The 14,292-nt window shown below is 55.7% G+C and carries 10 protein-coding genes; 8 read left to right on the top strand and 2 right to left on the bottom strand.

Annotation, left to right across the window (positions count from 1 at the left end):
• Positions 1–66 precede the first annotated feature (66 nt).
• A complete protein-coding gene (locus ACXJGX_RS08660) occupies positions 67–1,479 on the top strand; it encodes a YcjX family GTP-binding protein (protein ID WP_474780601.1) in 1,413 nt (470 codons plus the stop codon).
• Positions 1,476–2,465, top strand: coding sequence for a YcjF family protein (locus ACXJGX_RS08655; RefSeq protein WP_474780599.1), 990 nt, complete (start codon positions 1,476–1,478; stop codon positions 2,463–2,465). Before ACXJGX_RS08660 ends, ACXJGX_RS08655 begins: the two co-directional genes overlap by 4 nt.
• Here the strand turns inward: ACXJGX_RS08655 and ACXJGX_RS08650 are convergent.
• Both ACXJGX_RS08650 and ACXJGX_RS08645 read right to left on the bottom strand, forming a co-directional pair.
• On the bottom strand, positions 2,462–3,454 hold the full coding sequence (locus ACXJGX_RS08650; protein ID WP_474780597.1) for a DUF2125 domain-containing protein: 993 nt from the start codon (positions 3,452–3,454) through the stop codon (positions 2,462–2,464). The genes ACXJGX_RS08655 and ACXJGX_RS08650 overlap by 4 nt on opposite strands.
• Positions 3,455–3,532: 78 nt before the next feature.
• A complete protein-coding gene (locus ACXJGX_RS08645; RefSeq protein ID WP_474780595.1) occupies positions 3,533–3,697 on the bottom strand; it encodes a hypothetical protein in 165 nt (54 codons plus the stop codon).
• Positions 3,698–4,195: 498 nt separating this feature from the next.
• Here ACXJGX_RS08645 and ACXJGX_RS08640 point away from each other — a divergent pair, with 498 nt between their 5' ends.
• The 6 genes from ACXJGX_RS08640 (at position 4,196) to ACXJGX_RS08615 (ending at position 14,286) form a co-directional block, all read left to right on the top strand.
• Positions 4,196–4,612 (top strand): phage tail protein, encoded by a 417-nt coding sequence (locus tag ACXJGX_RS08640; protein WP_474780593.1) that lies wholly within the window; start codon positions 4,196–4,198, stop codon positions 4,610–4,612.
• 71 nt (positions 4,613–4,683) lie between these two features.
• Positions 4,684–5,718: a hypothetical protein gene (locus ACXJGX_RS08635; protein ID WP_474780591.1), complete on the top strand. Its 1,035-nt coding sequence runs from the start codon at positions 4,684–4,686 to the stop codon at positions 5,716–5,718.
• Between the two features lie 163 nt (positions 5,719–5,881).
• Positions 5,882–8,842: an NAD(P)-binding protein gene (locus tag ACXJGX_RS08630; protein ID WP_474780589.1), complete on the top strand. Its 2,961-nt coding sequence runs from the start codon at positions 5,882–5,884 to the stop codon at positions 8,840–8,842.
• 26 nt (positions 8,843–8,868) lie between these two features.
• Positions 8,869–11,871, top strand: a complete 3,003-nt coding sequence (locus ACXJGX_RS08625; protein WP_474780587.1) for an ATP-binding protein — start codon at positions 8,869–8,871, stop codon at positions 11,869–11,871.
• Complete coding sequence (locus ACXJGX_RS08620) at positions 11,868–12,548, top strand: Crp/Fnr family transcriptional regulator (RefSeq protein ID WP_474780585.1); 681 nt, start codon at positions 11,868–11,870, stop codon at positions 12,546–12,548. The genes ACXJGX_RS08625 and ACXJGX_RS08620 overlap by 4 nt, the downstream gene beginning before the upstream one ends.
• Positions 12,549–13,293: 745 nt before the next feature.
• Positions 13,294–14,286, top strand: coding sequence for a TraB/GumN family protein (locus ACXJGX_RS08615; protein WP_474780583.1), 993 nt, complete (start codon positions 13,294–13,296; stop codon positions 14,284–14,286).
• Positions 14,287–14,292: the final 6 nt, after the last annotated feature.

Below are 14,292 nucleotides of genomic sequence, written 5' to 3'. Positions count from 1 at the left end.
AATCAATCCCTACACATCTGCCCCGCGCCACCCTATCTTGTGGCAAACGCTGGGAAAGGGTCGACCTTGGGCATCGCTACATTCGCCGATCAGATTGCACGCACAGTGACAGGGGTGACCGACACCTTGACCGCGCCTTTCGCCGATCCGGTCATACGGTTGGGCGTGACGGGGCTGTCACGCGCCGGCAAGACTGTGTTTATCACGTCTCTTGTCGCCAATTTGATGGACAGAGGCCGGATGCCGCAACTGGTTGCTGCTGCCAATGGCAGTATCCGCGCTGCGTATTTACAACCGCAACCCGATGACACGATCCCCCGGTTTCCCTACGAAACCCACCTTGGCCAATTGACGGCCCCCGACCCAAGCTGGCCCGAAAGCACCAACCGCATCAGCGAATTGCGTCTGTCGCTACGGGTGCAACCAAGCGGGTTCCTATCGGGGTTTTCCGGGCCGCGCACTGTGCATATCGACATCGTGGATTATCCGGGTGAATGGCTGCTGGACCTGTCGCTGCTTGATCTGACCTATGCCGATTGGGCGGCGGCCGCGCTGGCCCGTGCCAAAGGCCGTCCCGGCGGCGATGATTATCTGGCGCAAATCGCCAGCACAGACCCCGATCAAACCCTTGACGAACCCGTCGCCGAGGCGCTGGCCCAGCGGTTCACCGCACACCTGAATGCCGCACGTGCAGCAGGCTATTCCGATTGCACACCGGGACGGTTTTTGTTGCCCGGAGAGTTGGCCGGATCGCCAGTGCTGACCTTTGCGCCGCTGCCCGGCGACAGTTTTGCCCGCAAATCGCTGGGCCGCGAATTTGAGCGCCGGTTCGAAAGCTATAAGCGCAACATCGTCAAACCGTTCTTTAAGGACCATTTTGCGAAAATAGACCGCCAGATTGTATTGGTCGATGTCTTGGGCGCCATCCACGCCGGCCCCGCCGCATTAGACGATTTGCGCGGCGCGATGGCGGGGATTCTTGGGGCGTTCCGCCCCGGGCGCAACGCGTTCTTAACCCGTATTTTCCAAGGCCGCCGAGTCGAGAAAATCCTTTTTGCCGCGACCAAGGCCGATCATTTGCACCATACACAACACCCACAACTGACGGCCATCACCGAAGCTTTGCTACGCGAGGCCCGCGACCGTGCCGATTTCGCAGGTGCGCAAACTGCTGCCATGTCGATAGCGGCCTTGCGTACAACTGTTGAAGATACGGTGGAACACGCAGGGAACCCGCTGAACGTGGTGCGTGGTCGGTTGCTTGATACTGGCAAGCAGGCCGCGCTTTATCCTGGAAAGCTACCCGATGATCCGGCGCATCTGCTTTCGCCTGCACGGGCTGGCGCCGAAAAATGGCTGAATGCGGATTACAGCATCATGCGCTTTGCACCTGCCCCGCTTACATCACGTCCGGGCGATGGCCCGCCGCATATCCGGCTGGATAAGGCCGCACAATTTCTGTTGGGAGACCGGCTATGACCCTTGGCCCTGTGTTGATCGACCTTGACGATTCTGATTCAGCAAAGCCCGATTCAGTGCCACCAGTACCGGATATTGCCGGATCGTATGATCAGACAGCCATGCAACACGTGGCCGCATTGGCCGCACGTAAACCATCCCGCATTTCGCGTTGGTTTTGGTCGCTCGCCGTGTCGTTGATCACCTTTATCGTGTCACTTGCCGCGTGGGATTATGTGAACGGATTGCTTGCGCGTTCGCCCATCCTTGGCGGGATCGCGACCGCGCTCATCGCACTTTTGGTGCTGGTGCTCGCGCTTGTCGCACTTCGGGAACTGGCCGCGTTTGGCAGGTTGCAGCGCCTCGACAGTATTCAGCGCCAAGCGGCGGCTGCGCTGGCATCAGGCGATCTGAAAGCCGCGCGTCAGGTAACCGTGGCGTTGGACAAACTATATGCCAAACGCGACGACACCGCATGGGGCCGCGCCGAGATGAAAACCCGTGTAAGCGATGTGTTGGATGCGGACGGGCTGCTGGGGCTGGCTGAAACAACGTTGCTGGCGCCACTGGACGCCCGCGCCCAGCGCGAGGTCGAAGCCGCTGCACGCCAAGTTGCCACCGTCACGGCCATTGTGCCGATCGCGCTGGCAGATTTATTCACTGCGCTTACCTCTAATTTGCGGATGATCCGACGGATTGCCGAAATATACGGTGGGCGCTCAGGAGCCTTTGGCAACTGGCGGCTAACGCGCTCGGTCCTGTCACATCTCGTCGCCACTGGGGCAGTGGCGGTTGGTGACGATTTGATCGGATCAGTGGCGGGCGGTGGCGTGTTGTCCAAAGTCTCGCGTCGCTTTGGCGAAGGCGTGATCAACGGTGCGTTAACCGCGCGGGTCGGCGTCGCCGCAATCGAGGTTTGCCGCCCCCTTGCATTTCACGCAGCAAAGCGACCATCGGTGACCGCCTTGGTGCGACGCGCACTGACGGGGTTATTTGGCCGCGACTAGTTCAAGCGGGGGGCAGGCCCAATCGGTAACGGCCCGAGGAACATCGTGCCATCCCGAAACAGCACAGGCAGATCCAGCGTGCCGTCTGCCGCGGCCATCGCCGCGGCCAGCTTTGTCACGGTGGGTGCAACGCCGGCATCAATGACTTGAGCCGCCACAAGCAGGTCGATCATCTGGCGCCATTCAGCTGATACAAGCGTGATCCGACCGTCCAGAACGCCAGCAGCATCAATATCGAACCGTCCAGATCCACGAACGGTGACATCACCCCAATCCAGGATCAACTCTCGCAGCACAAATTTGGTGGCACGTGGCGTCGGGCCAGTCCCGTCAAAGGCGTGACGGTCCAATGGGGAATCAAGCGTAACCGCGCTATCAACGACAACCCGCGACACGGTCTGACCCAGATGTCCTTTCGGGTCGATCTGCGTAACGACAGCGTCGGGTAATTGCAGCTGATCCGCGTCAAGGTAGACGTCATACGTAGCATCGACATGCGTTTGCGCACGAACGGCGATCAGGGCACGCTGCAAAGACGCGTCCCATCCTGCATCGGACGCGAACATCGACGCACCAACCTCTGCCGTGGCGGCATCAAAGGCAAGGTCGGTGGCAGCTTTGACACCCGCGCTTAACCGAAGCCCACTGCTTGAAATTTGGACCGTTTGCGCGCCAAGCCGCAGTGCCTGTTCATTCGGGAATGCAGCAATGATGCGGTTCGGCTGGTAACTAAGCGCAAAGACCTGCAAAAATGGGGCATCCCAACGCCAGACGCCATCAGGCGGAGACACCACAGGTTCGGTAATTGTCGTATCAAAGCGCGAGGGGAACCCGACCGTGTCAAGGCGACCGTAAGATATCTGCCAACCGTCTGCACGGGCTTGCGTGATCGCATCGCGCACCCCGCGTTCAACCGCGCTTTGTCCGATAAACCAGTACCCGCTATAAAGACCGGCAAGAAGCAGAACAAAATAAGTCAAACGCCGCATAAGGGATTCCTGATCAGTTGCCAGCGCAACTTAGCGGCAGTGGAACAGGGCGACCAGTGCGCAATTCAAACGAGAATGTTACTTGTCGTCATCCGGCATGGTGCGAAACTGGGTCATCGTATTCAAACGGTCAGCAATATCGTCTACCTCTGGAAATCTGGGGTCAGACCGACCATCAGCGCGAAGTTTCGGCCTGCCACGCAGCGGATCGTTAGTCGCGCTGTTTTTTTGATCTTCTTGCATTTCCTACCCTTCACAAAGGCACCGATTTTGCTTTGGAGACACCGTAAGCAACTGACATCCTGATATTTTTGCGCAAACAGTGATGTAAGAACAATGGCGTCATGCATAAAATTCGTCCGCGTCGCGCGCGACGCCTTAGCACAAAGTAAAAATAAATCGTTATTACCTAATTAAATCAATAATTTACGTGTTTTAGTACCCAGAGGTTGGATTTCATCTGCCTCTTTGATGCAACACATCACCTTGCTGAAAATGTCTGCACAAGACCAGAGGGTGCATACAAAACACACCCGATAGCTGACCCGTCATTCGCCGTGCAATCATGGCGTGATTGAATTACCTATGATTTTTCGCATCCAGAGCTGATCAGGGGGCTTTTCCGCGCACCCTAAATCGATTGTGCGAAAAGTCACAGACACAACGGTGCACCGACCACACAGTGTTTCCGAAACGCGCACCTTTTGTATGTAGGAGCTCCGCTCGGAACTGGAATTCAATATGGAACCACTCTTGGGACAGGTTGTCCTGTTCAGCGGAAACTTTGCACCGCGCGGATGGGCGTTTTGCGATGGCCAGCTTTTGGAAATCGCTTCCAATGAAGCCTTGTTTGCGATTCTGGGCACAACTTATGGCGGCGACGGACACGATACATTTGGATTGCCTGACCTGCGAGGACGGGTTCCCATGCACGCCGGCGCTGGACCAAACCTGACGCCCCGCGCAATTGGTGAAAAGACAGGATCAGAAAAAGTAACCGCAAACGCAACAAGCAGTTCTATTGGCGTGGCTGCCCCCCAACAGGCCGAAACGTCGGGGCGCGCCCTTCTTGCGGACCTGTCAGTTGATACGATGCAGCCCACACTGTGCATGAACTACATTATTGCGCTGGACGGTATGTTCCCGCGCCGCAACTAAGCTATCCAACTGATTAGACGCATAAAAAATATCTGGTTTGTGTGATTGCGCACATATAGCCACAACGCGAAATGTTAGCCGTCTTTCAGTACACACCGCCAGATATGGCGCACTTTATTGAAGAAGGTCAGGCAATGTTCAGCTTTTCTCCGGCAATTCCGTCCCGCAGTGATTTGGACTGGTGTTGGTACCTGCGTCGACAGGGGCGCGCGGGCGAGGCGATTGAACGTGTGCTGCACAATATTGGGGTCATGCACCCTAGTGGCTGGGCCGATTGGTCTGCCAGCAGCCTGACAGACACCGGTTCCCCGGTTGAGGTAGTCTTTTCAACACATGACAAAGCTGCGACGCTCACGACCGAAGTCGACAACCCAAGTCACGATCCGAATACGCGCTTTGGCCAAGTTTGTAGCATCATGGCCGATCTGGGTGGAACGCCGCCCGATGCCGCGCTGCGTGACGTGATCAGTGTGGCCCAAGGCGCCGCAAAATTGCATTATGGTGCGCGCTTGGGGCTGCGTCATGACGGCAACACGCTGAGTACGATGCTGTTTGCCGAACTTCCAACGGCGGCTTCTGATCTTTCCACGCTGATGTCACAGGCACCGTTTGAGCCGATTTTGCAGATCCTTGGACCATCGGCGCGCACGACAATGCTGGGTTACGACGGAACAACACGCAAAGTGACGATTTATTGCGAAGCCGACGGCGTCAAACGTACCATACTGCCAGCATTGTGTGGGCCGGCACAGGTGTCACCAGACGTTCTGTCGATGTCGATTGACGGCATGACCGATGCAGCACCCAGTATGGACCTGCCCACCCAAAAGCTGCGCTTTAGCTATACCATAGGCGCCACAGAATCCCTGCCGACCTTATCACTGGCATTTTCATCCAAGGCGCTTTTTGGAACAGACGACGCCATCGAACGGCGGGTGCGGGCATGCAGTTTCGCCAAACAAGCACATTACACCCAACTGATGGAAAACCTGCCCGTCGCGCCCAAAGGTATCACCCACCATGGTGATATTCACATGACCGCGCGCAAGGACGCTGCACCCGCAATGTCCATCAACGTTGCCGCGCCATGGGACTACTCCTTTTAGGCCATGATCACACCAGCATCTTCGATGTAAGGGGCAAGAATTTACCGCGTTCGGGTGTTCCGCGGAACAAGATGCACTTGGCAAATCGCGCATAATCGCAGAGACTTAGCGCGGGTGGGGCTTTACGTATTTCAATATTTATTGAATCGGGGAGCTATAGATTATGTCCGCAAAAAAGAAAGTCGCCATTATCGGCGGCGGTGTTGGTGCAATTACGGCGGCCTATGCCATTACACAGCAACCAAACTGGCAGGATCAATACGACATCACGCTTTACCAGCTTGGCTGGCGGTTAGGCGGCAAGGGGGCCAGCGGTCGCAACATGGATCATGGTGGCCGGATCGAAGAACACGGGCTGCATATCTGGGCCGGGTTTTACGAAAACGGGTTTCGGTTGATGCGTGATTGCTATGATCAACTGAACCTGACCGGTTTGCGCAGCCCAGATGCCCCGCTTGGCACATTGGACAAGGCGTTCACCGGCCTCAACAGGTTCCTGCTCGCCGAAGAAATCGAAACTGACGGCGTTAAGACCATTCACCCTTGGTTCCTTGAATTCCCGCCAAACGACAATGTTCCCGGAACAGGTGGCGTGTTGCCCACACCGTTCGGATATTTCCAGATGCTGTTGGAAGCTGTGGTGAATTTCGTCGAAAAAATCCTTGAGGAGATAGAAAACGACACCGCCTATGTGACACCCGCCCGCTTTCACCCGGCGCTTTTGCGCAAGGGGTTGCACATCGAAAAACCGTCACCGCTGCACCAGATGCGCGACTTTGCCAAAGCGATGCCCGAAAAAGCCAGTGCGCACAGTAAAAGCGACCTTATGGTGCTGGCCGATTTGGCCCGTCACGCCCAAAACTGGATTGCCAGTGATACAGGGCTAAGCGGAAAACTGTCCGATGAGGCACGCCGTCTGAAATATATCATCGACCTGTCACTGGCGTTCTTCCGCGGCACCATCGACAACGGCGTATTTTTGCAAGGCTTTGATGCGATTGATGACAACGAGATCAGCCAATGGTTGCTGGACTATGGTGCCAGCCCTGACGCGGTTTATTCAGCCGTGTTCCGCGGCTGCTATGACTATGTGTTTGGTTATCCCGCTGGTGTCACCGATCATCGCAGCGTGGGTGCCGGCACCGCAATTCGCGGCCTTTTACGCCTTGCCTTCACCTATAAGGGTTCACTGTTTTTCAAAATGATGGCCGGGATGGGCGACACGATATTTGGCCCATACTATCAGATTTTGAAACATCGGGGGGTGAAATTCAAATTCTTCAACGCCGCCACCCATTTGGCGTTGGACGCCACAAAAACCTGTGTTGAGCGCATTGATATGGTGGAACAGGCGGCATTGACCGGTGCCGACTATGACCCCTTTGTCACCGTCAAAGACCTGCCTTGCTGGCCGTCACAGCCCCATTGGGATCAGTTGGAAAACGGTGCTGTGCTCAAGAAGGCCGGTGTTGATTTTGAATGCGAAAAAGATGCACCAACGGGCCGCGCCTATAGCCTGCGACGTGGGGTCGACTTTGACGCGGTGATCCTTGGCGCATCGATCGGTTCGCTGCCCTATATGGCGTCTGAACTTGTCGCTGCGAGCGAACGGTGGAAACTGATGTTGGAAAAGGTGCCAACCGTTGCAACCCATGCGGCACAGTTTTGGGTGGATAAAACAGCCGCAGATCTAGGGTGGAACGATGTCGTGGCCAAACACAACATTGGTGATATCCCCGCCGACCTAAAGACCGTCATCACCAGCTTTATCGAACCACTGGATACTTGGGCTGATATGTCGGACCTGATTGGCCGCGAAGATTGGTCTGCGCCCGGCCCCGCATCCATCGCTTACTTCTGTAGCCCAGCGCACGACGCAGGTGTTGATGCCATTCCGTTTGCCGACCGCGTCAAAGACTGGGCTGATACCGCGCTTTTGCAGATGTGGCCCAATGCGGAAAAGAACGGCAAATTTGATATGTCCCTGCTGCATGCGGAAACCGCCAAAACCGGCCCTGCAAAATTCAAAGCCCAATATTTCCGCGAGAACTTTTATGGGTCCGAAAGATATGTCCTGTCGGTTCCGGGCAGCGTGCAATATCGGCTACCACCCGACGGCACGGGGTTTGACAACCTTTTTATCGCGGGGGACTGGACGCGCTGCGGGATTAACGCGGGCTGCGTCGAAGCCGCAACAATTTCGGGATTAGGTGCAGCGCGCGGCCTGACCGGCGCTGACATCGAAATCGTGGGCGAAGGCGACATCACGATGGACGATGGTCCCGGTGACGCAACGCGTCTGGCCAGCCCTTATGCACAGAATGCAAACTGGCCGCTGACGCCGTTCTTTGGTGTGGGGGAATTGGACGGTTTCTTTAGCTTTCACGCTGTGGATGCAGTCGCGCTTGCGAAATGCCTGCCAAAAGGGATGACATTACACCCACAGTCAACAACGCCCGAAGGGACACACCCGGTGTCGATTCTGGCCAACCAGCAGATCGGTGTGCGGCCGACCATCCTGCCGCGGCTGCTGGGTTTTCGGCCCTATAATGAAGCCATCGTCGCCATCAACGATGTACAGGTCGAAGGTCATGATGGCGTTTTCACCTACTTGCCTAATCTTTACCTGAACAGCAAACTCCCACAGCTCGCCGGGGTGTGGTTTTACGGTTACAACAAGAGGCTCGGCAAATTGACAATGGGCAACGACCACTATGCGGTCGAAACGCCGGACGGAACGCCGGTTTGGTTTGGTAAATACGCACAACCTGGGGTCGCACGCCCCCTGACCGACTTTGCAGGATTAGGCCGGGTGTCGCGTTTGGCCAACCAAGTGGTTGTGACCCTTAATAAATGGGGTAAGTGGCAGTTTTCAAACTTGGATTTTGGCCTAACCGGGGCGCAAGCCGCGGGCGTTCATGCGCAAATTGATATCCAGAATTCCGCCTTCGCTAATCTTCCGGTCGGCCGTATGGTTGCATCGCCTCTACAACTAGAAAATGCATCGCATAGTCCGGAATCATCCCTGCCGGGCGCGTTTCGGATCTGGACAAGCTGGACATTGTCAAATCCTTTTGACAGTGCGCGCATTGCACGCTTGGAAGCGGCAAAATTCCGCTTATAGTAACTCTGGGGCGTCGGGAGTGCGGTATGAACCAGCCAGTACTGCCCCCTGCCGCTAGCGGCAGGGGTGAGCGAAAGCAAATTACGGCGATGTTTTTAGACGTCGTAGGTTTCAGTGCGATCGCCAGCACAGCCGACGCAGAGGATCTGGAGCAGTGGCTCGAAGAGTTCTATGCACAGTCTCGAAAAATTATCGAAGAACATGATGGCGAAATCACAGAATACTTGGGTGATGGCATTGTTGCCCTGTTCGGGTTGGCGCGCGCCGACGAACTGGCTGCGTCAAAAGCGGTAAATGCCGCGCTTCAGTCTGTGAACACGATAAACGCAGGTTATCTTGGCAGCATTACCGTGCAACTTCGCGCCGGCATCGCCACAGGAGAGGTCGCGGTACGATCATCACACACCAACGACAACCTGCCGCGCGCCACTGGAATGGTGACAACCCTCGCGCAGCGCATCCAAGAACGCGCCGCGCCTGGAACTGTTTTAATCGCCGAAAGCACCCGCATGTTGCTGCGTGGCAGCCTTTCACTGACCGCGATGCCCGATCAGGTTCTCAAAGGTTTTTCGAAACCTCACACGCTTTTTGCGCCCGCGCCTGACGTCCCGCAACCAGATCAGCGCAGCCTAAAGTTTTTTGTTGGGCGCCGTGCAGAATTGATACGCGTGGCCACCAGCCACTTGCCCTGCCTTATCATTGGGCCCGCAGGTATCGGAAAGACGGCCCTTAGCCGGCATATAGGACAATCAGCGGCAGCGGTCGCAACATTCACGGCCGACGGTGTGCACACACGTGCCAGTTACCAACCCTTTAAGGACTGGATTTTGGCGCAAATTGGCAGCGCCCTACCAGAATTCACAGATATCCAAAATTGCTTTGGACCGTTTGGGCTGTCGGTCGAGTCCCAGCGCGCCTTGGCGCTTGTCTTGGGCCTTGCCGAAGGGCAGCGCCTGTTATCGGAGCGAACCAACATCGCCCTGAAGTCCCTTATCGAAGACAGTATATGGCAGGCAATCCAAGTCATTCAACCTGCCTGTCTATTGGTTTTTGAGGACTTGCACTGGCTCGATAACGCGAGTTTCGGCGTACTTATCGGCATTCTGAATAGTCCGCAGGCAGCCCGCTATCAAATTGTGATGACCAGCCGCGAAGACACGAAGATTGGCAAGTATCTGGGCACGCTACAAATTACGACCGTGCCTCTCGATACGCTTTCGGATGCTGATGCGGCCGTGATGCTCGACACCCTGAGCAAGGGGCAAGTCACCGCAGAAAATCGTGCGGCACTGATCGAAAAAGCGGGGGGGATTCCGCTTTTCCTTGAGCAGCTTTTGCAGCGCGCCCAGTCCGAAGACATTGGAAACGACAGCGTACCAGAATCACTGATGGATTTGCTTGCCGGGCAGATTGACGCCACAGGTGCATCAAAACCTGTGCTGCAATGCGCGGCCAGTATTGGCCGCAACTTTACGCTTGATATGCTGCGTGTTGTTGCGAACGAGTTTGAACCGCTCGAACCGCATTTATCCAAGGCCTGCGCGCGCGGCGTGTTGCAACAAAACGGTGCCGAGACATGGATGTTTTCGCACGCGCTTTTGCATCGGGCTGCTTACCAAGGTCTGTTGCGCCGCACGCGCGTCGACTATCATAGCCAGATCGCGGCCCATCTTCAAAACAACCATCCGGACGCTGTGCGCCGGAACCCCGCTTTGTTGACAGACCACTTACGGCTTGCACAACAGCACGTGCCAGCGATCCAAAACTACCTTACGGTCAGCCAATGGGCTCTTTTTCAAGGCGCGTTCGAGGATGCCGAGGCGCATATTCTCGCGGCGATTTCGCTGTGCAAAGACGCACCTGCCGACGTCGACGTGACGGATCTTGAAATTGCGTGCTACACCGCGCTTGGGTCGATCCGGGTACAAACAAGCGGCTATATGGCACCACATGTCAAAGAAGCATTCGATGCTGTGACAACGCGCGCACAAGCGCAACATAAATATTCAGCCGCAATCGGTCCCGCATTTTATGGTAGCTTCTCGCACGCAATCATCTCTGGCGATAAAGATGGGTCAGAACAGTTCAGCGACCTGTTGCTGGATGCCGTCAAAAATAGCACAGACCAAGCAGCCGACAGCGAAATTCGTCTCGCGTCACTCAATGTGCAGGCTTGTCTGCATTGCTACAGCGGAAACTTTGAACAGCTCTTTGTAGAATATCAAAAGCTGAGGGACGTTTACGACATCTCCCGGCACGGGGCGATGATCACGCAGTACGGCGTTGACACCTTTGCTGCGACCCAGATGTTTGACAGCGTAGGGCGGTCGATCTACGGCGACAGCCATATGGTGCCGGATCTGATCGCAGAAACTGACGCACATCAAAAATTGCTGAACATTCCCGTCATGCGGCCCTATTCGCTGATCTGGGGGTCAGTTCCCTTATTTTATGCTGGCGACACACAAACTGCGATCGCGCGCGTAAAAGAAGGGATCGCGACAGCGAATGAACAAACCGCGGCATTCTGGCAATTGACCGGCGCCGCGTGGCTGAATGTCATGGACCCCACCCAAAGCGCGAGTGCCGATGGTTTTGCCGCTTTTCAGGCCGTCATCCAAATGCACGAGGCCGTTGGCGCGAAGGTCGGGTTGCCATATTTCCGTGCGCATCTTGCCCTGGCATACGCGCAGCATGGTGACTTGGACACTGCGTACCAAGCGTCATCGCTCGCCGTTGACGAAAACGACCGCAGTGGATTGAACTGCTGGTTCGCTGAAATCCTGCGCATACATGCAAAAATTTGCCTGCGGCTGGGTCTGGAGGCTGAGGCAAAAAATACACTGGAACGCGCGGCAACGGTGGCGCAACGGCAAAATGCACGGCTCTGGCTTTTGCGCGTGCGGCTTGACCAACTGGACGCGGGTCTGATCGACAAGCCTGCACTGGCAGCGGCTGTAGCAATCTTTCATCCCGACGCATCGCCACCTGAATTGGTCGACGCAAAGCGCCTGTTGGCCTTCGCATGAACGCCGCACAATTATTGGGGTACAACCTACCGTTATTTGACGGCGTGACTGAAAATGATCTTGCTGGCATCCCGCTGGCAGCAAGCGAACAAGTTTTTGATGCGTGGCAGACGATTTTTGACCAAGAAGACGCGTCATACGATCTGCATTTTCTGCTCTATGGCGCGATCTTGGCGGTCTATTGGACTTCGGACGGGCGCGAGATTGTTTTTTCGCGGTTTCCGGTCGGGGCCTACTTTGGGGAACTTGCCGCCCTGGATGGGGTTAACCGGTCACTCGCGATCGTCGCAAAAACCGACGCAAAAGTCCTGTCACTAAAACGCGAAACGTTTTTACGTCTATTTAGCGACGTACCATTGATCCGTGATCGCATTACCCACCATCTGGTTGCCCGAATCCGCAGCCTGACCGAGCGCAATATGGAAATGACAACGCTTTCGGTCGAACAGCGTGTGAACAGCTACCTCCTGCGCCTCGCCGCCGAGCTTGGAAAACTTTCCGCTGGTTCCGTGATCGAAAATGCCCCCACCCATGCAGAAATTGCGGGAACAATTGGCGCGAACCGCGAGATGGTGAGCAGGTCGATCAGCAAGCTTTCCAAAAGAGGGGTGATCAAATCCTCTCGTCAAAGAATCGAGATTCTTGACCCGGGTGCACTTTCCGAAGAAATTTATTAACCGTGTTTTAGGACACAACCGTTAGTGTACAGCACTGTTATGCCTCGCAATTGAGGTACATTGATGGGAAGCGCAATGAAACGGTTAACTATTCTGGGGCCAGAGGGTGTCTTAATGTGCGGTGGATTGGTTATCGTGCTGATATCGTCTGCCTTTGGCTAATTTGCCACAGTCAAAAAATTTCTAAAAAGCCGTTTTGACGCTTAAAACAATTCGGCTAAACAACATCTATTCGACTACGAATCAAGGAGACTGCTCATGGACCGAAAGGATTTTATCGCCCATACGTGCTAGCGCACGAAAGCAGCGCCTGTGTGCCACTGGCACAAGGTATCTCCAACGTTTTTTCTATACATTCGTAGATTGGATTGCAGATGCATCCCCCGTTTTTTGTCGTCGATCACAAGATCGGCCCCGATATATATCACCGTGATACCCTCCGCCCCAGCAGGCGTCGCGGGAAGCCAGAGGCCCTGAATTTGTCACACGTGGCAACGGGGTGGCCGCCGTTTCCTTTAGTTGATGAAGCAACATTGACTGGGTACGTTCCGCTTCCAAGCGGCGCGAAGATTTTGCTGCGGCCTGTGTTGCATGTCGTACCACCACCGCAGCGTAATCTGCGGCACATCGTCGGGCGCTGGTTAATAAGGCTAGGCCAACGCATGATCCTTGAAAATCGCCTCGGGTAATTGACCCGGGGCGATCCGTCCTTAGGGTGTCACTGACTTCACGTAAAGGAAACGCCATGTTCAAGCGTATCGCCACTGCGGCCTTTATCAGCTGCCTTAGTCTGCCCGCGGCGGCATTGTGTGCCGGTGGGAGCTATCTTGATCAACTGACCGCCGCGCAAAATGCACAGTTGATCGAGGCTGTGGCCACCATACCATTTGCCGAAGGCGTGATTTGGGACGCCCGCAAGGGCAATGACACCATTAAGGTCGTCGGAACGATGCACATCTACGACCCACGCCTAGAGTCGGTATTCGCGGCGGTCGCTGACGCAGTTCACAACGCAGACCTGGTTCTTGTAGAGGCGACGCCAGAAGACGAAGCCGCCTTGCAACGTCTGGTGACGAGCGACCCCAGCCAGATCTTTCTGACGTCAGGGCCTACGTTGCCCGAACTTTTGGACGAAGAGACATGGCAGCTGTTGTCAGAGGCCGCCTCTGCCCGTCAGATTCCCAGCTTCATGGCCGCGAAAATGCAACCGTGGTACCTGTCGATCGTGTTAGCGGTGCCGCCTTGCGCAATGACCGACATGCTGGCGGGCGATCAGGGCCTTGACCACATGATCACGGGGGCTGCGGCCGAGACAGGCGTGCCCATGCAGGCCCTTGAGGATTTTCGGCTGCTGTTTTCGATCTTTCAGGACGAACCGTTGGAACAGCAGTTGGAAGTGCTGCGCATGAATCTTTTGATGCCCGAGATGCAAGAGGCCATGTTTGTTGCCATGCTGGACGCGTATTTTTCCCAAGATATCGCAACCTTGCTGGAATTGTCGCGCATCGCGCTCTCGGATCTGCCGAACATGGACGTGACAGCGGCGATGGCATTGTTCGACGAAACCCAAACCGAACTGCTAGACAATCGAAACCGCAACTGGATTCCTGTCATCACCGAAGCATTGGCAACCCATGATGATATTGTCGTCGCGGTTGGGGCGGCGCATCTGGTGGGTGAAAACGGGATTTTGAATTTGCTGCAAGACGACGGGTGGGCCATAAGTCGCGCAGACTGACAGCGC

It is taken from the genome of Yoonia sp. SWMV100, from assembly GCF_056108365.1.
This window is presented reverse-complemented; position numbering and strand designations above follow the sequence as displayed.